A 25819-nucleotide genomic window follows, 5' to 3' on the forward strand; every position below is an offset into this window, starting at 1 on the left:
TATTAACAAGACCTTTTCCCAACAGCCGATACAGAAACCCGGAGAATGAATATAATCAAGCTTAGATCCGGTTAGATTTCCCGGAATTACAAGTGCCGCGACTGTCATTAACCCCAATCGCCGCGGTCGATCGTTCCGTCAACAAACAGAGAAGTTAATGTCCACGCTCATCGTCGATGCGCGCGTGCAGGATATTGCACGTCGCTTTCTGCCCGAAAGTGTAGAGATTGAAATTCTGGACCCGTCCCAGCGCCGTTTCGCCACGGAACGCGCGATCGTGGGCGAGGTTCTAGGTGCCGTTTCCCTTTCGGGACAGAAAAAGGCGCTGAAGGCCGCGCTCTCGGATGGCCCATTCGCCAAGCTTGAGATCTTTGAGCTTGACCCTGATGAACCTCGTGGTTTCTCGGACTCGATCATCCAGCTTTTGCTGGGCGAGCTGAAATCAGCCCGCCGCGACATCGGCGAGGCACGGATGGCTGCCGCGCAACTGCGCTCGGAAAGCATGGGGACCAAGGCCCGGTTGCGGGAAATCGAAAACCTGCTTTACAGCCTTGGCAATCCGCAGATTTCGAATGCGCTGACATGGCAGCCGACCGGCAAGATGCTTAGCCTGACGGCGGGGCAGTCGGTTTCCCAGCTTTTGCCGATCAACGCGGTGGGACTGACGGCAATCGACCTGTGGTTCCCCGAAGTTGTGATGCCAATGATCGAGGAATTCTCGGTCGTCTTGCAGGATTCCTCGGGGCGGATTTACCCGACACAAGTCGCCAGTCCCGATATGGGGCTGGAAACTGGCTGGCTGCGTTTCAACCTGCCCGAACCCATCGAAGGCATTGGCCGCGACTGCCACCTGCGCATCGAGATGGCCGACGAAGGCCGTCTGTCGCTGGGGCTTTCGCAAGCCGTGCCCGATCCGATATTCCGCGCCAATGGCGAAACCGGCCCACTGGCCGATGAGGCGCTGGCGCTGCGGGCATGGCAATCACTGGGCGGCGTGCGCCTGCCAAGCTGCAGCCCGACGATTTCGGGCAACCAGGCGGTCAGCATCACCGAATCCAGGTTCATCCCCGCCTCCAGCTTCCCCGAGCCCGAGGTGTTTTCGCTGCCGTTCCAGGCATCGGATCACGTCTCGACCGCGCATTGGGAAAAGGAGGATGCGATTCTGGTCCATCCGTCGCGCACCGGGGCGGTCTGCGCCATCCTGCGCGATGTGGATATGGCGGGCCTTTCGCATATCTCGGCGCTGGTGACGGTGGGTCACAGCCGGGCGCCTAACCTGAACTTTGCCATCGGCGTCGCCCCGCATGGCGTGGTGGACGAAGACGGCTTCTGGCAGCGTCGCATGGGGCCGTGGGTCACCGGCCTGCCCGCCCGTGGCTGGGCGCAGGCCCATTGCATCCCGGTCGAGCCGATCACCGGACGCGCCGACCTGCTTTTGGCCGTCTCGCTGGCCGCTGACGTGCCCAATGATCTGAGCTGGGGCCTGTTCCGGGGTTTCCGCATCTCGCGCGGGATACTCAGCGATGGGGGCAATTCATGACACCCGCCGCCGACATCACCCCACTACCCGCCGGTCCGATCCGCGCTCGGCACAAGACCGCCCCGGCGATCAGCGTCGTCGTGCCGATCAAGGGCCACCCGGTCCTGATCGACGACGCCATCGCCTCGGTCCAGCGCGAGATCGAGGCGGGCACGATCCAGCGGCTGATCGCGGTGAATGACGGCTGCGAATATGCCGAGACCATCGATAGCCTGACGGCCTGGCAAGAGGTGCTGGGCACACGGATGAAGGTGCTGCATTGCGCCAATGCCGGCCTAAGCGCCGCGCGCAATCGCGGCATCGCCGCCGCGCTTGAAGCGGATGCGGATCTGGACGCGATCTTTCTGCTGGATGCCGACAACATTCTGGTCGCGGGCGCAGGCGCTGCGATGCAATCCTTGATGTCACGCCATGAGCAGGCCGATTGGTTTTACCCGGATTTCGACTTTTTCGGCCAGAACGGCCATTACGTCACAGACCGCGAATACGACCTGCTGTTTCATGCGCAGATCAACCTGTGCGAAGCCGGAAGCCTGATCCGCCGCCGCATCTTTGATGCCGGTATCCGCTTCGACGAAGGCATGAAGCGCGGCTATGAGGATTGGGATTTCTGGCTTTCCGCAGCGCAGGCGGGCTTTCGTGGCAAACCTGCCGCCCAGCCGCTGCTGCTTTATCGCAAGCGCCCGGTCAGTATGCTCAGCAATTCGCACAATGCCGATGGTGAACTGCGCCGCTATCTGGAAACCAAGCACGCATGGCTGTTCAACACGCCCAAGCTGCTGGCGCTGGAGGCCGCGCGCTTCCCCCGCTTTGCCGTGATCGAGGGGCAGGCCGCCATGGCGCGGCTGCTGACCGATCCGACGCAGCGCCGTGAGGTGTCGATCGACGAGCTTGAGCGCCAGATCATGGCGCATTTCGCCGAGCCTTTCGCCAATCACGCGCCCCAATACATCGTGCTGCTGCGCGAAGGCGTGTCGGCCCGGCTGACGGAAAGCCGCCTGTTGCGCAGCTTTTTCTGGAATGCGGAACGCCGCTGGGCCCGCGCGAACGAACGTCCCCAGTTCGATCTGTTCTATCTGGAAAGCTCGGCGGGCGGGCATCACATCGCCAATGATTGCGGCAATCCAGAGCGGCTTGCCGACGGCGTTGTGATCGATCTGCAAGCGATCCGCGACCTGATCACCGGCGATGACGAAGACAGCCTGCGCCGCATCGACCACGCCCCGTCGGAATTCAGCATCGCAAGCTGGGGCCTTGAGCTGGAGGGCATGTCGCCCCTTGAACTCAAGACCGCCAGCGGACCAGAGCTGCTGCGCAGCTTCCTTTTGCGCCTTAGCCGCAGCCGGTTCCGCAGCGCATTGGCGCAACGCTGGGAATGGCGCGAACAGGGCGGGGCCATCGACCGCGCGACATCCGTCAGTATTCCACGCCGCGTCAATGCGGGCGGCATCGTGTTCCCGCTGCTGAAGCAGCCGGGCCAGCGCGATATTGGTTTCGTCCTGCCGATCTTCGATTTCGGCGGGGTCGAAAAAGTCGTGGCCTCGATGGCGCGCGAATTCCAGCAGAATGGCTATCGCTGCCACCTTTTCGTGGTCAGCGACCGCCCGATCCATCCCGACGGCTGGGCGTTGCAGGCGTTCACCTCGGTCAATTGGATGCCCGATTCCAGCGCGATCGACTGGACCGGGACCGAGTTTCTGGGAACAGCAGAACCCAGCTGGGGCAACGATGTCGAAAAGGCCGACATGATCGGGCTGCTTTCCGGCATGGATGTGGTCGTCAACGCCCATTCCGGCGCGCTGCACAAGGTCGCCGACCTGCTGCGCCGCCGTGGCGTCACGATGATCGACCACGAACACCTGCTGGAACGCAGCATTTATGGCCGCAACTACGGCCCGCCCAAACTGGCGCTGGCCTATGAATATGCCTATGATCTGATCCTGACCTGCTCGGACGCGCTGCGCCGTTGGATGCATGCGCATGGTGTGCCCCGCGAAAAGCTGATGGCTGTGGTCAATGCGCCGGGCTATCCGCTGCCACATGGCGCACGTGGCCTGATCGAGCGGCGCGGCGAACGCGCGGCGGATAAGCCCCTGCGCGTGCTGTTCATGGGCAGGCTGGACCCGCAAAAAGGCGTTCACCGCCTGTCCCAGATCTTCCATTCGCTGGCCCTGCAGGCCCCCGATATCCGGCTGACCATCGCGGGCGGCTCGGTCGTGGACCGCGAGGACGTGGATTTCTCATTCCCGCGCGGCACGCAGATGCTGGGTCCGGTGCGCGGTGCCGAGGCGCTGACCAAGCTGCTTTTGGACACCGACATCATGGTCCTGCCCTCGCATTACGAAGGGCTGCCGCTTTCCATTCTTGAGGCGCAGCGTTGCGGCGTCGTCGTGATCGCCACCGATGTGGGCGCGATGGACGAAGCCATCCAGCACGGCACCACGGGATTCATCCTGCCCGAAGATGGCTGCGAAGAGGCGTTTGCCCGGCAGATCATGCTTCTGGATGCCGACCGGCGCCTGTTGGCGCAGGTGTCGCGCGATGCCGACCGCATGGCGCGCGACTGGTCGCTGGCCGTCGCGCCGCTGCTGGTCTGGCTGAACCGAAGGGAGGGCGGCCCAGCCGCCGAAGAAGAGGGAGTGGAGGAATTAGACATGTACAGGAGTATCCTATGACGACGATTTTCGACGCTGCCATGCGCAATTTCCGTGCGGCGGCTGATATTCTTGAGGCGCTGCAGGCGACGCGCCTTGATCTGGTGAACGAGGCCCGCACCGGGCTGATCGGTCGCCCGAAGCTGGGCCTTGCCGGTGGCTACAACAACATCACCGCGTCATTCGGTGCATGTCTGCCGACCAGCGCCCGCGCCGACGTGCTGATGGCCGAGGACAATGGCGGGATCGAACTGCGTTGCAGCGGTGCCGACTGGATGACGCTGGAAGGCACCCTTCCCGCCGACATGCCTGCCGAGCATTGCTACATGGAAATGCAGGTCAGCTCGGACCGTCCGGTCGTGGTCGACGTTTTCGTGCGCGAGTTTCTGGAGGATGGCTCGGTCCGTGACGCCGGGCATCGCGAATGCCAACTGGTGCAAAACAGCGTCACCGTCTGCAACCTGCGCCTGCCCGAAACCACGGGTGATGCAGTTGGCCGCCGCGTGATCGTTCACCTGCGCCAGCCCGCTCAGCGCATGATCATTGACCGTCTCGCCGTCACCCTGACCTGAGCCGGACCGATGCGCGCAGCAACGAAGACCCATCGCAACCCGAACAATCCGACGGCATCCATATGAATCTGGATTTCTGCTTCATGGACGATGCCGGCACCGTCGCCGTCGCAGGCTGGACCACACGGCCCCGCCCCGAACTGCGCCTGCATGTCAACGACATTGTGCTGGACCCTGTTCTTGTAACGCGCCACGTCCGCCGCGACCTGCGCAGCTCCGAACCGTTGGGCGTGATCGCGCTCTTCGACCTGTCGGACCTGCTTGCCTCTTTCGATCCCGACGATTGCACCATCCACCTCGCCGAAATGCAGGATTTCACGGAAATCCAGGGCAACCGGCTGTCAGGGGATGCCCATCGTCTGGTCGAGATCGGCGTGGACGAAACGTTCTTCGCATTGCTGCGCCTGATCGCCGGGCGTCACGTGCTGCTTTCCGATGAAAAGACCGGGCGCGACATCTGCGCCCGCCTGCGCCCGACCCAATCCGCCGGGCGCGAGACCGAAAACCACGTGCTGGCCGTCGATCGCTGCCAGTCCACCGCTGCCGGTCAGGGCGCGCTTGTCGGCTGGTTCATGCCCGCCGCCGCATCGACCGAACAGCTTTGCGCGCTGGCGATCGAGGATGAAATGGTTGTCCCCGTCGATCTGCTGCCGGGCACCATGGTGCGGGCCGATCTTGCAGCCTATGCGCCGCGTTACCGCTTTACCGGCCGCGACGGCTATGGCGGCGGCTGGCGTTTCCCGCGCCCGCCTTCGGGTCCGGTCCGCCTGCTGCTGATGATCCCCGGCGAGAACTTCGCCCCCGGCGTCATCGTCAGTGCCGAACAGGTCGAACCTGCCGATCTGGCCCAGAACCTCACCACGGCGACGCTTGGCATCGACGACATCGATGCTCGCGCCCGCCTGCGCCGTGCGATGCTGCCCGACCGCCTGCCCGATCCGCAGCCGACCGACAAGGACGCAGCCATCGTCCCGATGACAGGCGACACGCTTCTGGTGCTGGATCACGACCTTTCGGATCACGATCTGCGCGATGTGCTGCGCCGGATCGGGCCGCATCTGCCCGGCCGCCTGCGCCTGCATCTGCTGCGCCCGCGCCTTAGCACGGTGCTGCGCAACGGCATCGAAGGTGCCGCGCGCGAGGTCGCCACGGGTCTGACCTATCAAAGCGCCGCACTGACGATCACCGCGCCCCCGCAGATGCCCGCGCGTGTCGTCTTTGCCCGCAGTGCCACGCTGTTCCAATTCGACCCCGCGCAGCTTTTCGCCCTGCAACCGACTGAGCCGCGCGTCATGCTGCTGGACCCCATCGGCACAGTCATGGCCACACCTGCGGCGCAGGCCGACCGCTTTGCACGCGATCTGCTGCCCTTTGCCCTGTCGATGGACGGCCCCGCGTTCTTTGCCATGTTGGACCAGATCCCGCAGTGCTTCCTGACCGAGGAAGCGCGAATCCGCCTGCTGGTCGAACAATTGATGGTGCAGGACGATGCCGCGCTAAGCCGTGTCGATGCCTACCGCTATTTCGAAGGCAAGACCGGTCCGCATTGCCAAAGCTTTGCAGATGGCCGCGACTGGCATGCCTTCGACGCCGAAAGCCGCCGCGCGATCCTGGAGGCCGCACTATGAGCCGCACCGTCATCGTCTCTCACTCGCATCCGAACCTGCGCTATGGCGGCGGCGAGGTGGCGGCCTACCGCCAGTTCGAACATCTGCTTTCGCTGGGACAGGACGTGTATTTCGTCGGCTCGACCATCGGCCCCGAGGACAGCGCCAAATTCTTCGGTGCCAGCCAGCAGATTGTCAGCTTCGGCCCGCGCGATTTCTGCCTGCGCGGGCGTGGCATGGACAGCTTTACCATGGAGCACGCCGAGATCCTGGACGAAGACTGGATCTTTGAGTTTCTGCTGGCGCTAAAGGGCGACATCTATCACTTCCACCATTTCTGGAACATCGGCGCGGGCACGATCCGCCGCCTGCGCGCCGCCCTGCCCGATGCCAAGTTCATCTGCACCCTGCACGAACTGACCGCGATCTGCGCCAATCACGGCCAGATGGTCAAACGCTCGGGCGAGCTGTGCTATGCCTCAAGCGAGGTGGCCTGCGCTGCCTGCGTCGTCCGCGCACCCATCGACTTCGTGCTGCGCAAGACGCGGATGCTGGAAATGCTGGACCTGTTCGACCACCTGCTGTCGCCCAGCGAATTCTTGCGCCTGCGCTTTGAGGATTGGGGCGTTGCAGAAGGTCGCATCGCGGTGATCGAGAACGGTCTGGATCACGTCGGCCATTTCCGCCCCGAAACCGAGGCCGAGCTGCTGGCGAAATCCGGTCGCTTCGCATTCTTCGGGCAGGCCACGCCGACCAAGGGTCTGGACGTGCTGATCCGCGCCGCCGCCCTGATCGAGGCGCGTGACGACGAGTTCGACATCCCGCTAAGCATCGAAATCCACGGCGTGGATAAGGACAGCTTCTCGCGCATGTGGCCGGATCTTGAGATCCCCTCCTCGATCCATTTCCGTGGCCGTTATCGTCCGCAGGACTGCGTGGACATCATGCGCGGCTATGGCTGGATCATCATCCCCTCGGTCTGGTGGGAAAACTCGCCCGTCGTCATCCAAGAGGCGCGCGCGGCAGGCACCCCCATGATCGCGTCGGATATCGGCGGCATGGCCGAAAAGACCGAGGGCTGGGGCCTTCAGTTCCGCGTCGCCGACCCCGCCGCCCTGGCCAGCGCAATCCTGTCGGTGCATGGGGATGTGAAAGTGCTGGCCGACCACAAGTCCCGCATCAGCGCACCGCTGGATCTGGCGGGATTCTGGGAGGAGTGGAAGACAGCCACAGGCCTGGACCAAGGCAAGAAACAAACCCGGCGGATACGTGCCTAGCAGATTCCCGAAAGTTCAAACCTCAATCAGATCGATCTGAAAGATCAAGACATTTCAAAGGAATAACATGAAAATCGCACTTCTCTGGGAAAGCAAGGATTGCGGCCTCTACTCGAATAGCGGCTTCGACAAGCTTTATCGCGAGATTGGTCATAACAACGGCAACCTTGCGTTCGTGCATGCAGTCAAAAGCCAGATTGATGCCGAGATCGAGTTTTTTCCGTGGCACACCAAGGCGGACAAACTGAACCAAGCTGACTTCGTGGTGTTCCCCGGCGCGAACCAATTGGGCAAGCATACCGATCTGGGGGGGCTGGCTGGTAACCTGTCCGAAGTGCAGAAACCCATCGTCGCCATCGGTCTTGGCGCACAAGCCAAGGAATTCGGCGCGGACATCGAACTGACCGATGGCACCCGTGCCTGGCTGGATGTGCTGATCGAAAACGGTCGCCGCCACGGTATCCAGAACATCTACACCCGCGGTCCCTACACCTCCGAGCAAATCAAGAAACTGACCGGCGCCGATACGATGCCGAACGGCTGCCCGACCCATTTCATGAACCCGCGCGCCGATCTGGGTCTGCGCATCGAAGCAAACTGGAAAAGCAACACGCTGCCGCAGCGCATCGCTGTTGCAGGTGGCCATGAAAGCTGGGGCAATACGCGCGAGATCGAGCAGCAGCTTATCTCGCTGATGATGGACCCGGCATTCCCCGGCGTCTACATCGTTCAATCCATGGGTGCGATGATCAAAATCTCGCGCGGGCTGTTCGATGAAATCGAGCCGGAGGTTCTGGACCGCATCCACAAGCATACCGTGCCGCATTACAGCCGCGAGCAGTTCAAGACTTGGGCGCTGAACTACGCGCGTTCCTACTACGACGTTGCAGCATGGATGGACGAACTTCGTCGTTACGACCTGCTGATCGGGCCGCGCTTCCACGGTGCCCAGCTTGCGATCCAGGCCGAGCGCATGGCATGCACCGTCACCATCGACACCCGCACCGAAGAAATGTGCCGTGAAACCGGCGTGCCCTTCCTGCGGGCTGAAGAGCTGACACAGCCGCTGACCCGTCAGCGCCTGAAGCAGCTTATCAAGTTCAACGGCGCGGCTTATGACAAGCATCGTGCGATGAAATGCGCGCGCTATGTCGAGTTCCTGAAAGCAACCGGTCTGAAACCGGCAGCCTACCTGTTGGAAATCGCCGCAGCGGCGGGGAATGTAGCGGGCGAACAGGCCGCAGCATAACCAGCCCTTAACGAAGGCCCGTTCATGCGGGCCTTCGCACCATCACGGACAGAATGAACGCACACCGCCACCTGAATGCCCCCACCGACGGATATGTCTTCGTGGTCACCTATGGCCGCTCGGGCTCGACGCTGACGCAAAGTCTGCTGAATGCGATTCCGGGCTATGTCATCCGGGGCGAGAACGGCAACCTGACGCAGTTTCTGGGTCGCGCGATCGATATTGTCGCCAATGACGACATGTATCGCTGGCGGCGCGAGGATCTGCCGAAACCACGAGAGGAGCGCAGGCCATATCTGCGCCCGATCCTTGGCAAGCCCTTCGATCCGTGGGCAGGCGCCGAACGGGTCGATCCCGACGCATTCGCGCTGGGTCTGATGGACCTGTTCGTCAAGCAAGTCCTGCGCCCGCCGAAGCATTGCCGCGTGTCAGGGTTCAAGGAAATCCGCTTTCACGAAGACCCGGCTTTCTTCGCCAAGCATATGGACATCCTGCGCACATTGTTTCCCAAATCGCGCATCCTGTTTCAGCGCCGCAATCTGGATGATGTCGCGCGCTCGGGTTGGTGGCGGCAGCAGCCGCGCGACATGGTGCTGGGACAGCTTGGGCAAGCCGACAAGATGTTTGCGGCCTATGCACAGGCCCACCCGTCCAGTTGCCGGATGATCGATTATGAAGGTCTGATCTCGGGTCTGGATTATATCCGCACCATGTACCAGTTTCTGGACGAACCGCTGGACGAGGCTGCCGTCCAGTCCGTGCTGGCGCATAGCCTGAAACATTGAACCGGACGGTTCGCAAAACACGGCGGGCACAGTATTTTACGACGGTTGCGTGACATTGGCTTGGTCGGATCGCGGCTCGCCTCTTGCGTCCTGACGCGGGCTATGGGCTGATTGGCGCAGGCTTGCGGGAATATCCCGCAGCGCAAATGTCAGGAGAGGCCAAGCATGTCGCAAACGACCAGAATTTCCGCCCTCGCCCTTGCCGCCGCCTTGGCCGCTGGCCCGGCGCTCGCGAATGATCCCGAAAGCTGCGCGACCGTGCGCCTGTCGGACCCCGGCTGGACCGATATTACCGCGACGAACGGCGTGGCCAACGCGGTCCTGACGGGGCTGGGCTATACGCCAGACATCAAGACCCTGTCGGTGCCGATCGGTTACGAGGCGCTGAAGAATGGCGAGACGGACGTGTTCCTGGGCAACTGGATGCCCGCACAGCAGAAATTCCGCGATGATCTGGAAGCCTCGGGCAAGACCGAGGAGTTGGTCCAGAACCTTGACGGTGCCAAGTTCACGCTGGCCGTGACGGATGCCGCCGCCGATCTGAACGTCAAGGATTTCGCCGATCTGGACGCCCACAAGGATGCGTTCCAAGGCAAGATCTATGGGATCGAACCCGGCGCACCCGCGAACCAGTCGATCGCCAAGATGATCGCGGATGACAAGTTCGGTCTGGGCGATTGGGAACTGGTCGAATCGGGCGAACAGGCGATGCTGGCACAAGTGGCCCGCAATGATGGTGCCAAGACGCCCTCGGTCTTTCTGGCATGGGCGCCGCATCCGATGAACGTGAACCTGAAGGTCACCTATCTGTCGGGCGGCGACGCGGAATTCGGCCCCAATTTTGGCGGTGCGACCGTTCATACCGTCGCGCGCAAGGAATGGGCGGCGCAATGCCCGAACGCGGCCAAGCTGTTCCAGCAGCTTGTCTTTACGGTCGATCAGGAAAACGTGCTGATGGGCAATATCCTGAACGACAGCGAAGATCCGGTCGCCGCAGCCAAGACGTGGATCGCCGCGAACCCCGAGCCGGTGGCGAAATGGCTGGACGGCGTGACCACGCTGGACGGTCAGCCGGGCACCGAAGCAGTGATGGCATCGGTGAAGTAATTGACACGTCCGAATATCCTTATCGTCATGGCCGATCAGCTGTCGGGGGTGCTATTCCCCGACGGCCCGGCCGAATTCCTGCATGTTCCGAACCTGCGCAAGCTGGCCGAACGCTCGGTCCGTTATGCGAATTGCTATACCGGCAGCCCGCTTTGCGCGCCGGGGCGGGCATCGTTCATGTCGGGGCAGTTGCCGCGCCGCACGCGGGTCTATGACAATGCGGCCGAGTTCGTCAGCGACATTCCGACCTATGCCCATCATCTGCGCCGCGCGGGTTATCAGACCTGCCTGTCGGGCAAGATGCATTTCGTCGGCCCCGACCAGTTGCACGGCTACGAGGAACGACTGACCACCGACATCTATCCCGCGGATTTCGGCTGGACGCCCGATTACCGAAAACCGGGCGAACGCATCGACTGGTGGTATCACAACCTTGGCTCGGTCACCGGCGCGGGCGTGGCGGAAATCACCAACCAGTATGAATATGATGACGAGGTTGCCTTTAACGCCACGCGCAAGCTTTACGACCTGTCGCGCGGGGCCGATGACCGTCCGTGGTGCCTGACCGTCAGCTTTACCCACCCGCATGACCCCTATGTGGCGCGCAAGAAGTATTGGGACCTTTACGAAGGCATCCCGGAACTGACCCCGCCCGAGGCCATGGCGTATGAGGATATGGACCCCCATTCGCAGCGCCTGATGGATGCCTGCGACTGGCGCGGACTGACGGTGACGCAGGACCATATCCGCCGCGCGCGTCAGGGCTATTTCGCCAATATCAGCTATATCGACGACAAGGTGGGCGAGCTGCTGGACGTGCTGGAACGCACGCGGCAGGAAGCCATCGTGGTCTTCCTGTCCGATCACGGCGACATGCTGGGCGAACGCGGGCTGTGGTTCAAGATGAACTTCTTCGAAGGCTCGGCGCGGGTGCCCCTGATGATCTCGGCCCCCGGCATGGCGGCGGGCGTGGTGGAAACGCCGGTGTCCACGATCGACGTCGTTCCGACCATCTGCGATCTGGCGGGGATCTCGATGGAGGAGATCATGCCATGGACCGATGGCCGCTCGCTGGCCAAGGGCGCGGAAGATCGCGGGCCGGTGGCGATGGAATATGCTGCCGAAGGCAGCATCACGCCGCTGGTCTGTCTGCGCGACGGCGACTGGAAATACGTGGCCTGCATCGCCGACCCGGAAATGCTGTTCAATCTGGCCGACGACCCGGACGAACGCATCAACCGCGCCAGCGACCCCGAGGCGTGGGACGTGCTGCAAAAACTGCGCGGCATGGCAAACGCGCGCTGGGACTTGTCGGCCTATGATGCCGAGGTGCGCGAAAGTCAGGCCCGCCGCTGGATCGTCTATGAGGCTTTGCGCAACGGTGCGTATTTCCCATGGGATCACCAGCCGCTGATGCAGGCGTCCGAGCGTTACATGCGCAACCACATGGACCTGAACGTGCTGGAGGAATCCAAGCGTTTCCCACGCGGGGAATAGGTCAGTCGAACAGGTCCAAAGTCCGGGCCAGATCGTCCCAGTCGAGGGTAAAGACCGTGTCGTTACCCTCGGCCACCAAAAGCCCGAAACGCTGACCCAGCCGGTCGGAAAGCTGCTTCAGGGTCGCTGCCACCCGGTCGGGGGGCTGGATCGGCACGATGGCGGCATCGGGCGGGGCCACGTTGATGCCATGCACCAGATGGCTGCCTTCGACGCCCACGATGGCACGGGCTGCGCCGCACGCCTCGATCAATTCGTTCGCGCTGGCATTCAGCGGATCGATGACCAGAAATCCGCGTTCCTTGGCCAGCCTTTCGGCCAGCTCTGCCTCATTCTTCAGATAGCGCATATCCCCACCCAGGCCGCGCAGCAAAAAGACGCCCGGCACCGGCTTGGGGTCGCGTCCGGTCAGCAAAACATCGCGCAATTCGCGCTGACGCCGCCACTTGTCGGCATTGTTCGCAAGGTCTCCGAACAGGATCAGTTCATCGAAATGAACATCGCCGGAAATCCGCGTCGGCGAAATCTCCAGCATGGATTCGTATTGCGCCGCGTGGCTGGACGGCTTGGGCGCAGGGGCCGTCGTCATCGCCATTCCGGTTCTGGCCGCCAGAGGATAGGCCACAAGCGCATCCATCAGCCAGCTTCCGAACCAGCGATTGGTCGTCCACGTCTCGTACAGCGCGCCGCTGACGGCATGTCGCGGACGAAAGGCCAGTCCAAAGCGGCGGCGGCGGTTGCGCAGATGCAATTCGGCCCCGTTGCGGTAAAGCACACCGTCCACAAGATCGATGTCGCGAAAGCGCCAACCTATGGTGGGCCCCTCGGAAACTTCGCCGTCACGGGTCAACGCTTCGACGGTTTCGGGAAGTGTCGCAAAGACGCTGGCGCGGATGCGGTCCGCCTGCCCCGGCAGGGCAAGGGCGGGGCGGAATTGCAAGACGCTGCCCGGCGCTTCCTGCCATGTCTCGATTGCGCCGTCGGTAAAGGCGGCGGACGGACGGCCAGCCATCCTGCGCATCCGCGCGCTGTAGGGGCGAAGGGGGTTCAGCATTCCCGCATCAACCGCGATCGGCCGCAGCGCCCTCGACCATCACCGGCAGAAAGAAGCGTTTGCTTCGCCTTTCGGCCATGATCGGGTCGATCAGTTCGATGCACTTGCGGAAATGTTCGGTCGCGCGATGCGCATCCAGCGCGGCTTCGTCGCGAAACATCTCATAGACCGAAAAGCTGTTCTCATCCTCGGGGTCGCAGAGCAGGTCGAAACGGATATTCCCCGGCTCGGTCCGTGTGCCTTCCCAGTTCAGCCGGAAGGCGCGCAGAAACGCATCCCTGTGCCCCGGCTGGACCTTGATCTGCACAAGCTGAATCAGCATCGGGGAATCGCTCCTGACGGGAAAGGCATCACAACCACTCTCGCCATTTGGCACTGGATCGCGAGGGCATGGCAAGCCCAGAACCGCATTTGCATGAATGCCGGATCAGGCATTTTCGCCCGGTTGCGGAAACCCGCAGGCCACTTTGATGCTTTGGTTGAAAATGGCAAATGGACGGGCATGTGACGACGATCTTTTGGCTATGCCGCGATTTCCGCGTGGCGGACAATACGGCGCTTGTGGCTGCACTGAAAAATGGGCCGATCGCGCCGGTTTTCCTGATCGACAAGATGCTGATGGAACAGGGCGCGGCCAGCAGATGGCGTCTGCAGCGCGCTTTGGCGGCCTTTGACGCCGATCTGCGCAGGCGTTGCGGCCACGGCGTTCTGATCCTGAGGGGGGAGGCAGAGGATGAGCTGCCGAAACTGGCGCGCCGCATATCGGCCAGTGCGGTGCATGTTACCGACTGGCCCTGTCCGCAGATGCGCCGGGTGCAGGATCAGGCCCGCAAAGCTTTGGGGGATGTGCCGCTGCTGCTGCATATGGGGCATCTGCTGATCCATCCGCGCATGGTCCATACCAAGACGGGCGGCGCTTACAAGGTCTATACCCCCTTTGCCCGCGCCGTGCGCGAAGCGGGGCCCGACCAGCCCATCGCCGCCCCCCGCAGGATCGAGATCGCCCCCGACCTGCCGCAGGGCGAGGTGCTGGACAACCTGAACCTTGCGCCGGACATGCGTTCAGGCGCGGCGGTGCTGGAACGCCACGCGCTGGATCCCGGCGAGGCCGCGGCGCTGGCGCGGCTGGACGATTTCCTGTCCCACGCCAAGGGCTATGGCGAAGATCGCGACAGGCTGGACCGACCCGCGACCTCGGGGCTGTCCGAAGCCTTGGCGGTCGGCGAAATCAGTCCGCGCACGATCTGGGCCATCAGTATGCGCCGGATCCAGGCGGGCGATACCGCTGCCGACGATGCCCGCAAGTTTCTGTCCGAGGTGCTGTGGCGCGAATTCGCATGGCACCTGCTGATCGAATTCCCGCAAATGGATCACAGGCCATGGCGCGAGGAATGGTCCAGGTTTCCATGGAAATCGCACGGTGCAGGTCTGGACGCATGGACGCAAGCGCGCACGGGCATTCCCGCCGTCGATGCAGGCCAGCGCGAAATGCGTGTGACGGGGCGGATGCACAACCGCGTCCGCATGATCACAGCCAGCTATCTGACCAAGCACCTGATGATCGACTGGAAGCAGGGCTTGCGCCATTTTCAGGACAGCCTGACTGACTGGGATCCCGCCAGCAACGCAATGAACTGGCAATGGGTCGCCGGGTCGGGGCCAGACGCTTCGCCGTTCTTTCGCATCTTCAACCCGGTGACGCAGGCGCAAAAGTTCGATCCCGACGCCACTTATCTGAAACGTTGGCTTGCGGGCTATAGAGGCAGCAAGTCACCGGACGCAAAGGATTATTTCGACACCCTGCCCCGTGACTGGCAAGTCCCGTCTGCCTATGCCGCGGGCGATGACGCGCAAGAACTGGCCGATAGAAGGCAGGCCGCGCTTGAGGCTTACGCCAAGATGCGCGATTAGTTACAGCTCATGTAATATTTCGTTACCTTTAGGCACTATCCGGTTAAATCAGTGCCCGTGTTTCCTGTTCAATGAAAGGAATCCGAAGAATGTCCGATCTTCTTGTCATCGCATTCGACGACGAAACCACCGGCTTCGAGCTACGCAGCGAGCTGGTGAAAATGCAAAAGGAATACCTGATCGAGCTTGAGGACGCGGTTGTCGTGACGCGCCCCAGCGCCGACGACATCCAGCTTCATCAAGCGGTCAACCTGACGGCGGCCGGCGCGGTCGGCGGCGGTTTCTGGGGCACGCTGGTCGGCTTGATCTTTCTGAACCCGCTGGTCGGCGCGGCTGTGGGCGCGGCGTCTGGCGCGCTTGCCGCGCGTTTCACCGATATCGGCATCAATGACGATTTCATGCGCGATCTTGGCCATTCGGTTCAGCCCGGCGGTTCTGCCGTGTTCATCCTTGTGCGCAAGATGACCGCCGACAAGGTGCTGGAACGTCTGGAAGGCTTCCACATCCGTGGCCGCGTGCTGCAAACCTCGTTGCCCAATGACCAGGAAGACAAGCTGCGCGACGCCTTTGCGGGCGGTCGTCTGGGCACAGCGGTCGGCATCCCCGAAGCGGATGCGGATGCCAACAATCACGTCGCGGCGTTCTCGTCCTCGTCGTAAGAACTTGACCTGACTGGCATGGCCGTGACAGGACGCGGCCATGCCCCGTCGCAGCAGTATCCCCGAACCCGAGGCGCTGGTCGAAGACGCCCCCCGCCCCGCCGCAGCAACGCGCTGGCGGCCAATGCGGCGTATGGCGATCTGGCTTTGGGGCTGGTCGCGCTGGCTGGGATTGCGGCTGATCGCGCTGATGCTGGTGCTGGTTTTCCTGTTTTCCTTTATCAACCCGCCGACAAGCTGGACCATCATCACGGGCCAGCGCGAATTTCCGGGCACCCCGCATGAATGGGTCGATCTGGACGAAGTATCGCCCCACATGGCCCGCGCCGTCGTCGCGGCCGAGGATGCTAATTTCTGCAATCACTGGGGTTTCGACATGATCGAGATCCGCCGCGTCATCGCCTCCGGCTCCAGCCGGGGCGCGTCCACCATCTCGCAGCAGACGGCCAAGAACGTGTTCCTGTGGCAGGGGCGCAGCTGGCCGCGCAAGGTGCTGGAAACCGCCTATACCCCGATGATCGAACTGCTTTGGTCCAAGCGCCGCATCGTCGAGGTCTATCTGAACCTTGCCGAATTCGGGCGCGGCGTCTTTGGCATCCACGCGGCGGCGCAATACTACTACAAGACCACGCCGGACAAGCTGACACTGCGACAGGCTGCCGCGCTGGCCTCGATCCTGCCTGCGCCACGCACGCGCAATCCGCAGACCGGGTCGGCGCGGACCCGCCAGATCGTCAGCGGCGCACAGACGATTCAGGCGGATGGCCGCGATTCCTGTCTTCTTCTGACGCGCTGACCCCATCGCGGTTGAAACGGCGGGGCGCGAAGCGTATCAAACGGGGCAGCCCTCGTCCGACCGCGGTTTTCCCACATGAATAATTCCCCCTCCACTTCAACGATTCGCCTTTACCACGTCGCGCTGTCGCCGTTCTGCCGCAAGGTGCGGCTGGTGCTGGCCGAAAAGCGGATCGAGGTCGAACTGGTCGAGGATCGCTACTGGGACCCCGGCTCAGAGATCCTGCGCCGCAATCCGGCGGGCAAGCTGCCGGTCCTGCGGATGGAGGGGCGGCTGATGGCCGAAAGCCAGGCCATCTGCGAATATCTGGACGAAACCTATCCCAACCCCGCATTGATGCCGAAATCCGCAACGGATCGGTATGAGGTGCGCCGCCTGTGCGCGTGGTTCGACGACAAGTTCAACGCCGAATGCACCCGCCCCGTGATGATGGAGCGGGTCTGGAAAAAGGTCATGCGGCAGGGCTATCCCGACAGCCGCACCGTCAAGGCGGGGTTGCAGGCGATCCGTTACCACATGGATTACATGAAATCGCTGCTGGAGCATCGCCGCTGGCTGGCGGGCGATGTGATGACCTTGGCCGATTTCGCGGCTGCGGCGCATCTGTCCTGTCTGGACTACATCTCGGACGTGGACTGGACCCATTCCGCCGAGGTGCAGGAATGGTATGCCAAGATCAAGTCGCGCCCTGCCTTCCGCAGCCTGTTGGCCGACCACCTGCCGGGCGTTCACCCGGCGCCGCATTATGCGCTTTTGGATTTCTGATCCCGGCGAAATTCGCGCCCGGCTGGAAGAACAGGCCCGCGCCGAGGGGTTCAACGCGCTTGGCATCTGCGACCCCGACGCCAATCCGCACCTGCCCGAGCGTCTTGCCGAGTTTCTGGCTCAGGAACGTCATGGCCAGATGGAATGGATGGCCGAACGCACTGCGTGGCGGGCATCCCCCAGCGCGCTGTGGCCCGAGGCGCGTTCCGTCATCATGCTGGCCGAGCTTTACACCCCCGATCACGATCCGCTTGCCGTGCTGGAACAGCCTGATCGCGGCGCGGTCAGCGTTTATGCGCAGGGCAAGGATTACCACGATCTGGTCAAGAAGCGGCTGAAACGGCTGGGCGGCTGGCTGGTGAACCTGACGGGCTGCGAGATCAAGGTGTTCGTCGATACTGCCCCAGTCATGGAAAAACCGCTGGCTCAGGCAGCGGGGCTGGGCTGGCAGGGCAAACACACGAACCTGCTGTCGCGCGAACTTGGAAGCTGGTTCTTTCTGGGCGCGATTTTCACCACGCTGGATTTGCCGAAAGACCAGCCTGCGCGCGAAAACTGCGGCTCGTGCCGGGCCTGTCTGGATGCCTGCCCGACCGGGGCGTTCCCCGCGCCGTTCCAGTTGGATGCGCGGCGCTGCATTTCCTATCTGACGATCGAGCATAAGGGCCCGGTGGATCCCGAATTGCGGCCCATGCTGGGCAATCGCATCTATGGCTGCGACGACTGCCTTGCCGCCTGCCCATGGAACAAATTCGCGCAGGACGCGACAGAACTGCGCTATCACGGCCCGCATGGTGCGCCTGCCTTGGCCGAACTTGCAGCCTTGGATGATGCCGCGTTCCGCGCCCGTTTTTCGGGCAGCCCGATCAAGCGTATCGGACGCGACCGCATGGTCAGGAATGTGCTTTACGCAATCGGCAATTCCGGGCTTGCGCATCTGCGTCCCGTCGCGGAAGAGTTGCGCAACGACCCAGATCCGACCGTCGCAGATGCGGCCGAATGGGCTTGCGAGCGACTGCCATGACCCCGACACCACCCAGCCCTTTGCGCGGTATCATGCTGAAATGCCTCAGCGTGCTGGTCTTTACCGTCATGGCGTCGCTGATCAAGGCGACCTCGGAAAGCGGTCTGGGTGTGCCGCCGGGGCAGCAGGTGTTTTTCCGCTCGCTGTTCGCGATCCCCGTCATTCTGATCTGGTTGGCATGGCGACATGAAATCGGCATCGGGCTGAAGACATATCGGCCCATCGGGCATTTCTATCGCGGCATCATCGGCACGGGTGCAATGGCCCTTGGCTTTTGGGCGCTGTCGCTGCTGCCGCTGCCCGAGGTGACGGCAATCGGCTATGCCGCGCCGCTGATGACCGTCGTGCTGGCCGCGATGTTTCTGGGCGAAGAGGTGCGGCTGTTCCGACTAAGCATGGTCGGGCTTGGCTTGCTGGGCGTGATCATCGTGCTGTCGCCCCGGCTTGCTGCGGCGGGCGAAGGGCTGGAAACACGCGAACAGCTTGGCGCGGTCGTGACGCTGACCGCCGCCGGATGCACCGCCATGGCCCAGATCTTCGTGCGCAAGCTGGTGCAAGAGGAACGCACGTCGGCCATCGTGTTCTGGTTTTCCGTGACCTCGACCCTGCTCAGCTTGCTAACGCTGCCCTTTGGTTGGATCATGCCGGATACGGGCACATTCCTGCTGCTGGTGACGATCGGGCTTTTGGGCGGGCTGGGACAGATCCTGCTGACCTCATCCTATCGCTATGCGGATGCGTCGCTGATCGCGCCGTTCGAATATGCCTCGATGTTGCTGGCGCTTCTGATCGGCTGGTTCGTCTTTGACGAAGCGCCGACGCTGGTCATGCTGATCGGGGCCGTGCTGGTCATCACGGCAGGCATCCTGATCATCTGGCGCGAACACAAGCTTGGGCTGGAACGCACGCGCCAACGCAAGGCGATGACGCCGCAAGGCTGATCAGGGCTGGCCACCAAAGCCAAAGGCCACGTAATCGCGCAGATAGGCTTTCTTTGCGGCACCACGCAGGCTTTGCTCGGACAGAAATTCGGGGAAACGGCGTATCTCGGGCAGGGCCGCGGGGGATTTGACACCGGCCCCCTGCACCAGCCAGCCCAGTTCAAGGGCAAGATCGGCTTCGCGCAGCACCATGTCGGGCGAACCCATGCGGGAAAATCCCGCGATGATCTCGGACTGGCTGGCCCAGTGCGGATAGGTCGGCAGCGTCGTCTGATCGTTCAGATTGCGGCGCAGAAAGTCCAGAAAGGCCGCGAACAGTTCGACCTGCTGCGCTTCGGTCATCTGGCCAAGTTCTTCGTCACGGGGCAGCGCGACACGATGGATGTCGCGCATCGTCCGGCGCAGTTCGGCGTTGTTTCCCGTGACCAGCCCATCGAACGCGGCCCAAGCCCGCAACAGCGGGTGGCGCAGCACGGTAAAGCTGCGATGGCCCGCATGGTCGCGTTTCCACTGGCGCAGGCCGTTCTGGTTCAGATCCTCCAAGACCGGGCCCATCGCGCGCAGCCATTCCGCCACGGTATCGGTCGGCCCGCCCTTGATCGGCATGAAGATCAGACCCTTGCCTGCCTCGGACGCCATGTAGGACGGGACCGCCGGACCCTTGCGCGGCTCAAAGTTCGGGATGCGGCGCAACATGAAGGGATCAAGCTGCGCAAGCTCGGCCTCCATCTCGGCAAAGTTCGTGACCTTTTCGGACAGTTCGCGCGGGTTTTGCGGCACCTGATCGCTGGCGGGCAGAACGCGGTCGATGTCCCTGCGGCCCAGCCAGTGCAGCAGTCCGGTCATCACGTCTGCATCGCGCAGATCCTCATATCCCAGCCAGAATGCCGATTGGCCGGTCGCCTGCAGACGGTGCTGGACGCGAAGCTGGAACTCCTCGATCCGGGCGGTGACCTGCCGGAACTCGGCGGCGTCGAAATGCGCAGCCGCCGGGATGGGTGTTTCGGTCGCATTCAGTTTCCACTGGTTCGTCTGCCGCGCCAGCGCGGTGGACACGAAACTGTCCACCGGATTGCGGGTCAGGATGATCTTGGCGCAGGCCCGGTCATCCATGATCGCATCAAAGACGCGCGGGTCGTGATCGTGGAAATAGCGAAACCCCGCCAAATGGTTCGGCTTGTCCCAGATCGCGCGCAGCAGGCGGTGGGGGTCTTCCTCACGCTCGGCCCGTGTGATGCCCTTGAGTTCGTCCTTGTCCGGCCAGCCCATCATATAGGGATTGAACGCCTCGCCGAAACAGGTGACGCGCTTGACGCTGTTCAGCGTCGCCTCAAGCAGGTTCGAGCCGGTCCGCATCTCGGCGAAGACGACGAAACGCTGAAAAGGCTGGGTCATGTCAATGAGCTTTCCTTGGGCGGCACGGGCACGGGTTCGGCGACAGGAAAATCACCCATAAGTTGTGGGCGCAACCCTGCATTGCGCAGCCGTTGCAGAAAGCGTCCCATCCCCGCCAGCTCGCGCATTTCGGGCAGGTTGGCGGCAGTATCGGGATCGGCGCCCAGTTGGCGCAGCACGGTGCGCAGCACATCGGCCGGCCGTGCGCTGAAATCGGCCAGATCCCAGATACGTGTCCGCGCCTTTAGCCAAACCGAATTCAACACCTCAATCTGCTCAAGCTCGGTCCGCTGCAGAACGGCGGCGACACGTCGGATGTCGTCAAAGGGCATTCCCGAATGCAAAAGCGGCACGGCCCAGGCACCGGTGACGACAAATATCTGCGCATTCGGATCGGTCGCCATGAACCAGTTCAACGATTGCTGGTCGCGCGGGCTGTATTGCACGACCTGCGGACGATGCGAAATGCGGATCAGATTCGCGATAAAGCCACGCGGGTCCAGATCGCGCAGGGCGGCACTGTCGGAAAGCCCGCCGGGACCGATACAGGCGCGGTTGGCATATTCGACGCCGTGCTGGGCCATGACATGGCCGTGCACCTCGGCATCGATACGTTCGGCCAGCCAATGTTCAAAGCCCGGAAAGATGTCGGAAAAGCCCTGCATCACCGCATAGCTGCCCGAGGTCTTGCCGTTTTCCTGATCCTTGCGCGGAAAGCGGCTTTGCATGTAAAGGCCGGGCCGCCCCAGCCTGCGTCGCGCGACGGCCTGACTGATGATGCGGTCCACCCGCTCGGGCTGCGGTTCCGCCGATGACGGCTCGGCCTGAACGGGGCGGGGGAAATGCGTGTAAAGCCCGGTCGCGTCCGGCCATATCTTTCGCGCCACGAAACAGCGCGATTCCTCAAGGATGTGGCGGTGGTCGTTGTAAAAGATGTAGGGCTTGCCCTGTCCGTCGAACTTGGCCAGCGTCAGCGAGCGGCTTTCGATCCGCGTCGAATGACGCCGCGCCATGGTCTGGAAATAGCTTTCATCGGGGATCCAGACCCGGCTGAAATAGCGGTCATATTCCGGCCTGCGCGGGTCGGCCAGAATGGCGCCAAGCGTCACCCGCGTCAGACACCACCATTGCGACCCCAGATGGGGAACCAGACCGTCTGGAATGCGGCGCGTCAGGTTCCAGCGGCGCTGGAATGCCACATAGCGGTCGAACAGCTTGCGATGCTTGCGATAGGCAAAGGGGAAACGCATGGTAAAGCGTTCCTCATTCAGGCCGCCGACCGTCCAGCCCACATCCTCGGCCGTGACGCTTTCGATGAAATCGCGATGCGGATACAGCGACAGGAACGCCACCAGATCGGCCACGGGCCGCAATGGCAGGCACGACCCCGACACGACCATCACATGCGTGACGTCATCGAAACGCTCCAGCAGCAATTCGGCGGCGTCCTGCGTCGCGCGCACAAGGCTGAACGTGCCCCATTCGCAGGGATGTCGGCGGGAAAAGACGATCTGCGGATAATCCGCCAGATCGGTCTTCATCGTGTCCACGCCATCGCGCGATGCCTTGGCATCGATATGGATCGCCACAACCGCGCCGCCTTCGGCCCAGACCCGCGCCATGCGGGCCGCGGTGGGCAACTGGTTGTGACACAGCATGACGACGCCCAGCCGCACCTTGGCCGGCACGCTGGCCGGAGGGGGCATACGCTGATCCATCATGCCCAGTTCCCCTTGGAAATCAGGCCAAGATCCTCAAGCTGGCGCCAATCCTCGTATCGCCGCGATTCCTCGCACCAGAAATCAGGATCCTCCTGCAAGCCGGAATGATAGGCCATGTATTCCTGACTATCGGCATAATGCTGGCGGCGCTTCAGCTCCTCGGCCGATTTCTGCGCGAATGTCGATATGAATTTCGCATGTAGCAAGCAACCCGAGGCGCGTTCGCCCCCGTCTTCGTCATAGACCACGTTCAGCGAACGCGGCAGCAGCATATGGGTTGAGCTGGCATAGGCATATGACCGTTCCCAGCGGACCAGCGGTATCTTGTTCAGCGCCGGTCCCTGTTCTGGATTGTCGCGGAAAAACACCCGACCGCGCGGGCCGCCTTGTATCCACAGATTGCCGTATTCGCCGTTCTTGCGGATCGTGTAATTCGCCGGATCGAACCAGCCCGCGGTGCGGAACGGATCATCCCCTTCGGCATAGGGCTGACTGTGCAGCGCGCCTTTGGGATACATGTCCAGCAGCATCGCCGAAAATGATTTGATGGTCGAGGCGTCCAGCCAATCCGTCAGCGCCTTGAGCGGGCGGGAATCGTGATGCGGATAGATCAGGAATTCGTCGGGATCGACCGTCAGGCACCAATGCCCGCTGCCATAGCGACGCAGCAGCCAGTTCATCCAGTCCATGCCAAAGCGCGAATCCTTGTAACTGGCATGGGTCAGCCAGATCGACACGTCCGGCTGGCTGGCCAGATATTCGCGCCCGCCATCGTTCGAAGCGTTATCGACCACCAGAAAGTGCTGGACCCCCATCCGCCTGTAGTAATCAAGGAAATAGGGCAGCCGCACCTTTTCGTTGCGCATCGACATGAACAGCAGAATATCGCCGGAATGGATGCGCTTGGTGCGGTTCTGGACCGGCCGCAGCCTGCGCCTACGCCGGATCGCGCGCGCAAGCAGCCATTGCCGGCAGGCGCGAAGTTTCATCTTGCTGCGAAATATCCTGAGCAGGCGGGGCACTGTTCTTCATCGCTTTTTGACGGGCATACCCTTCACTACCTCTGCGTGCAATCGTTCCCGTAACACCTGACGCACAAGATGGAAGTGAGCGTCCCATTCCGGCACCGGTCTTGCCACTTTGCGCAGCAGATCGCCGGAGGCCAGCGCCGCCACCTGATCGGCCCACGCGCCCGCATCATCGGGACAGAGATAACAGGCATAATCCCCCAGCATTTCCCGCGCCGCCGGCAGCCGCGTGCAGACCACCGGACCCCCCCGCGCCGCAGCTTCGGTCAGCGGAAGGCCAAAGCCCTCGGCGCGGCTGGGCATCAAAAGCGCATGGCTGCGCCCGATCAACTCGGCCACCGCGCCATCGTCCAGCGTCGTCAGAACGCGGATCGGGCTGTCGGGCGGCAGGCGATCAAGGCGGGCAAAGGTTTCGTGATTCTCCCACCCGCGCCTGCCGATGATGAAAAGCTGTGGGGCGTCGGGGCCCAGACGTTCCCACGCATCCAGCAGGATGGCATGGTTCTTGCGCGGCTCGATCGTGCCCAGCGTGACAAAGAACGGGCGGCACAGGTCCAGACCTTGGGGCAATCCCGTCGGATCGGGCGCGGCAAGGCGCGTGCCGATGGGCGCGGCCACAATCGGCACTTCGGGCAGGTTCAGTCGGTCGCGCCAGCGCAGCACATCGGCGCGGGTGGCATCTGATACGGTCAGGACAAGCCCGGCATGTTTCAAGGCTGCGACAAGACGTTCGCGGAATTTCTCGGACTGTCCGGCGCGGGTGAATTCGGGATGATCCAGTGGGATGGTGTCATGGATCAGCGCCACGCGCGGCAGCGGTGCAAGCCCGGCCCAAAGATCAGCCGTCAGATTGCTGTGCCCGACATTCAGATAGGCCGCGTGACCCAGATGCTGCGCGACCTTGCGCGCGATACCGCGCCCCGTCCTGCCCGCGCGATATATGGCCATGCGCCGCAGCGTCGCCTCGGCACGGGCGCGCATGTCGCGTCGCCCCCGCAGGCGGTCGAACAGGTCCGGCGTGGCAAGCCCTGCGCCGTCGCCAGCCGACCAGCGCAGGATTGCAGCCCCCGCCGCTGGCGGCAACAAAAGCTGCGCGCGACGCGCACGCGCCAGCAGCAGATGCGGCGCGCGCGAAGATTGCAGGTGGGACAGCCACTCGGCCTCGACCCGGTCGATCCCGGTGGCTGGTCCCTGGTTCAGGCGCGAAACAAGCCGCGTGACGTCCAGCAAAATCGCCGGATCAGCGGGCATAACCGCCGTTCTGGTGCCAACGCCACGCGTCCGCCACCATCTGTTGCATGGTCGAACGCGCAGGATCCCAGCCCAGCAGCGAAACCGCCTTTTCCGACCCCGAGACCAGCTTGACGGCATCGCCGCCACGGCGCGGACCTTCGGTCATCGGCACGGGACGGTTGGTCACATGCTTTGACTGCTCGATCACTTCGCGCACCGAGAAGCCATTGCCGGTGCCAAGGCAGAACACCTCATGCCCGCCGGTCGGAACCTTGCCATCCAGCAGATGGCGCAGGCCCAGCACATGCGCATCGACCAGATCCATCACGTGAACATAGTCGCGGATGCAGGTGCCATCCGGCGTCGGGTAATCGGTCCCGTGAATGGTCAGCGCGGCGCGCTTGCCGTCGATGGCATCAAGGATCAGCGGAATCAGGTGGGTTTCGGGCTGGTGGAATTCGCCAACCTCACCATCGGGATCGGCACCTGCGACGTTGAAATAGCGGAAGATCACCGATTTCAGCCCGTCCGAGGCACCGAAATCCTTCAGCATATCCTCGATCGCGCGCTTGCTGGCGCCATAGGCGTTCAGCGGCGTCTGGACGGTATTTTCGTCCAGCACCACGCCGTCATGGTCCCCATAGGTCGCGCAGGTCGAGGAGAACACGAAGTTCTTGACGCCCGCAGCCAGCGTTGCCTCGATCAGCGAAAGCGAGGCGGAAACGTTGCCGCGCCAGTATTTCCCCGGCTCACGCATGGCTTCGCCGACCTGGCTCAGCGCGGCGAAATGCATGACGGCGACGGGTTTGTGCTTGGCAAAGACTTCGTCCAGCCGGGCGCGGTCCATAAGGTCGCCCTGTTCAAAGGGACCGAATTTCACGGCATCCTGCCAGCCAGTGCAAAGATTGTCATATGTGACCGGGGTAAACCCAGCGTCACGCAGCGCCTTGCAGGCGTGCGAGCCGATATAGCCCGCACCCCCGGTAACCAGAACGTTCTGCGAC

General features: G+C 62.8%; 22 protein-coding genes. 15 read left to right on the top strand and 7 right to left on the bottom strand.

The window, feature by feature from the left end:
* Positions 1–157 precede the first annotated feature (157 nt).
* The 9 genes from FN835_RS19270 (at position 158) to betC (ending at position 12288) form a co-directional block, all read left to right on the top strand.
* Positions 158–1540: a DUF6212 domain-containing protein gene (locus FN835_RS19270; protein WP_142664868.1), complete on the top strand. Its 1383-nt coding sequence runs from the start codon at positions 158–160 to the stop codon at positions 1538–1540.
* Positions 1537–4215, top strand: a complete 2679-nt coding sequence (locus FN835_RS19275; RefSeq protein ID WP_142664869.1) for a glycosyltransferase — start codon at positions 1537–1539, stop codon at positions 4213–4215. The genes FN835_RS19270 and FN835_RS19275 overlap by 4 nt, the downstream gene beginning before the upstream one ends.
* A complete protein-coding gene (locus FN835_RS19280; RefSeq protein ID WP_142664870.1) occupies positions 4212–4766 on the top strand; it encodes a hypothetical protein in 555 nt (184 codons plus the stop codon). The genes FN835_RS19275 and FN835_RS19280 overlap by 4 nt, the downstream gene beginning before the upstream one ends.
* 62 nt (positions 4767–4828) lie before the next feature.
* A complete protein-coding gene (locus FN835_RS19285; RefSeq protein WP_142664871.1) occupies positions 4829–6394 on the top strand; it encodes a hypothetical protein in 1566 nt (521 codons plus the stop codon).
* On the top strand, positions 6391–7650 hold the full coding sequence (locus FN835_RS19290; protein WP_142664872.1) for a glycosyltransferase: 1260 nt from the start codon (positions 6391–6393) through the stop codon (positions 7648–7650). The genes FN835_RS19285 and FN835_RS19290 overlap by 4 nt, the downstream gene beginning before the upstream one ends.
* 67 nt (positions 7651–7717) lie before the next feature.
* Positions 7718–8899: a polysaccharide pyruvyl transferase family protein gene (locus FN835_RS19295; RefSeq protein ID WP_142664873.1), complete on the top strand. Its 1182-nt coding sequence runs from the start codon at positions 7718–7720 to the stop codon at positions 8897–8899.
* Positions 8900–8952: 53 nt separating this feature from the next.
* Positions 8953–9684, top strand: coding sequence for a sulfotransferase (locus tag FN835_RS19300; RefSeq protein ID WP_142664874.1), 732 nt, complete (start codon positions 8953–8955; stop codon positions 9682–9684).
* A 165-nt stretch (positions 9685–9849) separates the two neighbouring features.
* Entirely contained in the window at positions 9850–10791 is a 942-nt protein-coding gene (gene choX / locus FN835_RS19305; RefSeq protein WP_142664875.1) for a choline ABC transporter substrate-binding protein, read from the top strand.
* Complete coding sequence (betC, locus tag FN835_RS19310; protein WP_142664876.1) at positions 10792–12288, top strand: choline-sulfatase; 1497 nt, start codon at positions 10792–10794, stop codon at positions 12286–12288.
* A gap of 1 nt (position 12289) precedes the next feature.
* Here betC and FN835_RS19315 read toward each other — a convergent pair whose 3' ends face one another.
* Together FN835_RS19315 and FN835_RS19320 are read right to left on the bottom strand one after the other, a co-directional pair.
* Positions 12290–13342 (bottom strand): glycosyltransferase 61 family protein, encoded by a 1053-nt coding sequence (locus FN835_RS19315; RefSeq protein ID WP_142664877.1) that lies wholly within the window; start codon positions 13340–13342, stop codon positions 12290–12292.
* Between the two features lie 7 nt (positions 13343–13349).
* Positions 13350–13664, bottom strand: a complete 315-nt coding sequence (locus FN835_RS19320) for an antibiotic biosynthesis monooxygenase (RefSeq protein WP_142664878.1) — start codon at positions 13662–13664, stop codon at positions 13350–13352.
* A 182-nt stretch (positions 13665–13846) separates the two neighbouring features.
* Here FN835_RS19320 and FN835_RS19325 point away from each other — a divergent pair, with 182 nt between their 5' ends.
* The 6 genes from FN835_RS19325 (at position 13847) to FN835_RS19350 (ending at position 19438) form a co-directional block, all read left to right on the top strand.
* Positions 13847–15253, top strand: a complete 1407-nt coding sequence (locus FN835_RS19325; RefSeq protein ID WP_185958756.1) for a cryptochrome/photolyase family protein — start codon at positions 13847–13849, stop codon at positions 15251–15253.
* 89 nt (positions 15254–15342) lie between these two features.
* Positions 15343–15912, top strand: coding sequence for a DUF1269 domain-containing protein (locus FN835_RS19330; protein WP_142664880.1), 570 nt, complete (start codon positions 15343–15345; stop codon positions 15910–15912).
* A 40-nt stretch (positions 15913–15952) separates the two neighbouring features.
* Positions 15953–16708, top strand: a complete 756-nt coding sequence (gene mtgA / locus FN835_RS19335) for a monofunctional biosynthetic peptidoglycan transglycosylase (RefSeq protein ID WP_142664881.1) — start codon at positions 15953–15955, stop codon at positions 16706–16708.
* A gap of 75 nt (positions 16709–16783) precedes the next feature.
* Complete coding sequence (gene fzlA, locus FN835_RS19340) at positions 16784–17473, top strand: FtsZ-binding protein FzlA (protein ID WP_142664882.1); 690 nt, start codon at positions 16784–16786, stop codon at positions 17471–17473.
* Positions 17454–18497: a tRNA epoxyqueuosine(34) reductase QueG gene (gene queG / locus FN835_RS19345; RefSeq protein WP_142664883.1), complete on the top strand. Its 1044-nt coding sequence runs from the start codon at positions 17454–17456 to the stop codon at positions 18495–18497. Before fzlA ends, queG begins: the two co-directional genes overlap by 20 nt.
* Positions 18494–19438, top strand: a complete 945-nt coding sequence (locus FN835_RS19350; protein ID WP_142664884.1) for a DMT family transporter — start codon at positions 18494–18496, stop codon at positions 19436–19438. Before queG ends, FN835_RS19350 begins: the two co-directional genes overlap by 4 nt.
* Here FN835_RS19350 and FN835_RS19355 read toward each other — a convergent pair whose 3' ends face one another.
* Genes FN835_RS19355 through galE form a run of 5 tightly spaced genes read right to left on the bottom strand, consistent with a single transcriptional unit; the run spans position 19439 to position 25806 of the window.
* Complete coding sequence (locus tag FN835_RS19355; RefSeq protein WP_142664885.1) at positions 19439–20833, bottom strand: sulfotransferase; 1395 nt, start codon at positions 20831–20833, stop codon at positions 19439–19441.
* Positions 20830–22554: a DUF5927 domain-containing protein gene (locus FN835_RS19360; RefSeq protein ID WP_484217490.1), complete on the bottom strand. Its 1725-nt coding sequence runs from the start codon at positions 22552–22554 to the stop codon at positions 20830–20832. Before FN835_RS19360 ends, FN835_RS19355 begins: the two co-directional genes overlap by 4 nt.
* Positions 22551–23543, bottom strand: a complete 993-nt coding sequence (locus FN835_RS19365) for a glycosyltransferase family 2 protein (RefSeq protein ID WP_142664886.1) — start codon at positions 23541–23543, stop codon at positions 22551–22553. Before FN835_RS19365 ends, FN835_RS19360 begins: the two co-directional genes overlap by 4 nt.
* 39 nt (positions 23544–23582) lie before the next feature.
* Positions 23583–24833 carry a glycosyltransferase family 4 protein gene (locus FN835_RS19370; RefSeq protein ID WP_142664887.1) on the bottom strand — a complete coding sequence of 417 codons (1251 nt, stop codon included), beginning with the start codon at positions 24831–24833 and terminating at the stop codon, positions 23583–23585.
* The gene (galE, locus tag FN835_RS19375) at positions 24823–25806 is read right to left on the bottom strand and encodes a UDP-glucose 4-epimerase GalE (RefSeq protein ID WP_142664889.1); all 984 of its coding nucleotides are present in this window, start codon (positions 25804–25806) and stop codon (positions 24823–24825) included. The genes FN835_RS19370 and galE overlap by 11 nt, the downstream gene beginning before the upstream one ends.
* Positions 25807–25819: the final 13 nt, after the last annotated feature.

Source organism: Paracoccus laeviglucosivorans (genome assembly GCF_900182695.1).
Taxonomy (GTDB): domain Bacteria; phylum Pseudomonadota; class Alphaproteobacteria; order Rhodobacterales; family Rhodobacteraceae; genus Paracoccus; species Paracoccus laeviglucosivorans.

Bases quoted from the DNA above. Each gene is read 5' to 3' on its own strand.
- mtgA (WP_142664881.1), top strand. From the start codon at position 15,953: ATGCCCCGTCGCAGCAGTATCCCCGAACCCGAGGCGCTGGTCGAAGAC.
- FN835_RS19365 (WP_142664886.1), bottom strand. From the start codon at position 23,543: ATGAAACTTCGCGCCTGCCGGCAATGGCTGCTTGCGCGCGCGATCCGG.
- FN835_RS19355 (WP_142664885.1), bottom strand. From the start codon at position 20,833: ATGACCCAGCCTTTTCAGCGTTTCGTCGTCTTCGCCGAGATGCGGACC.
- FN835_RS19370 (WP_142664887.1), bottom strand. From the start codon at position 24,833: ATGCCCGCTGATCCGGCGATTTTGCTGGACGTCACGCGGCTTGTTTCG.
- FN835_RS19280 (WP_142664870.1), top strand. From the start codon at position 4,212: ATGACGACGATTTTCGACGCTGCCATGCGCAATTTCCGTGCGGCGGCT.
- choX (WP_142664875.1), top strand. From the start codon at position 9,850: ATGTCGCAAACGACCAGAATTTCCGCCCTCGCCCTTGCCGCCGCCTTG.
- FN835_RS19270 (WP_142664868.1), top strand. From the start codon at position 158: ATGTCCACGCTCATCGTCGATGCGCGCGTGCAGGATATTGCACGTCGC.
- FN835_RS19330 (WP_142664880.1), top strand. From the start codon at position 15,343: ATGTCCGATCTTCTTGTCATCGCATTCGACGACGAAACCACCGGCTTC.
- queG (WP_142664883.1), top strand. From the start codon at position 17,454: ATGCGCTTTTGGATTTCTGATCCCGGCGAAATTCGCGCCCGGCTGGAA.
- FN835_RS19320 (WP_142664878.1), bottom strand. From the start codon at position 13,664: ATGCTGATTCAGCTTGTGCAGATCAAGGTCCAGCCGGGGCACAGGGAT.
- FN835_RS19285 (WP_142664871.1), top strand. From the start codon at position 4,829: ATGAATCTGGATTTCTGCTTCATGGACGATGCCGGCACCGTCGCCGTC.
- fzlA (WP_142664882.1), top strand. From the start codon at position 16,784: ATGAATAATTCCCCCTCCACTTCAACGATTCGCCTTTACCACGTCGCG.
- FN835_RS19295 (WP_142664873.1), top strand. From the start codon at position 7,718: ATGAAAATCGCACTTCTCTGGGAAAGCAAGGATTGCGGCCTCTACTCG.
- FN835_RS19315 (WP_142664877.1), bottom strand. From the start codon at position 13,342: ATGCTGAACCCCCTTCGCCCCTACAGCGCGCGGATGCGCAGGATGGCT.
- FN835_RS19275 (WP_142664869.1), top strand. From the start codon at position 1,537: ATGACACCCGCCGCCGACATCACCCCACTACCCGCCGGTCCGATCCGC.
- FN835_RS19360 (WP_484217490.1), bottom strand. From the start codon at position 22,554: ATGATGGATCAGCGTATGCCCCCTCCGGCCAGCGTGCCGGCCAAGGTG.
- FN835_RS19350 (WP_142664884.1), top strand. From the start codon at position 18,494: ATGACCCCGACACCACCCAGCCCTTTGCGCGGTATCATGCTGAAATGC.
- FN835_RS19300 (WP_142664874.1), top strand. From the start codon at position 8,953: ATGAACGCACACCGCCACCTGAATGCCCCCACCGACGGATATGTCTTC.
- FN835_RS19290 (WP_142664872.1), top strand. From the start codon at position 6,391: ATGAGCCGCACCGTCATCGTCTCTCACTCGCATCCGAACCTGCGCTAT.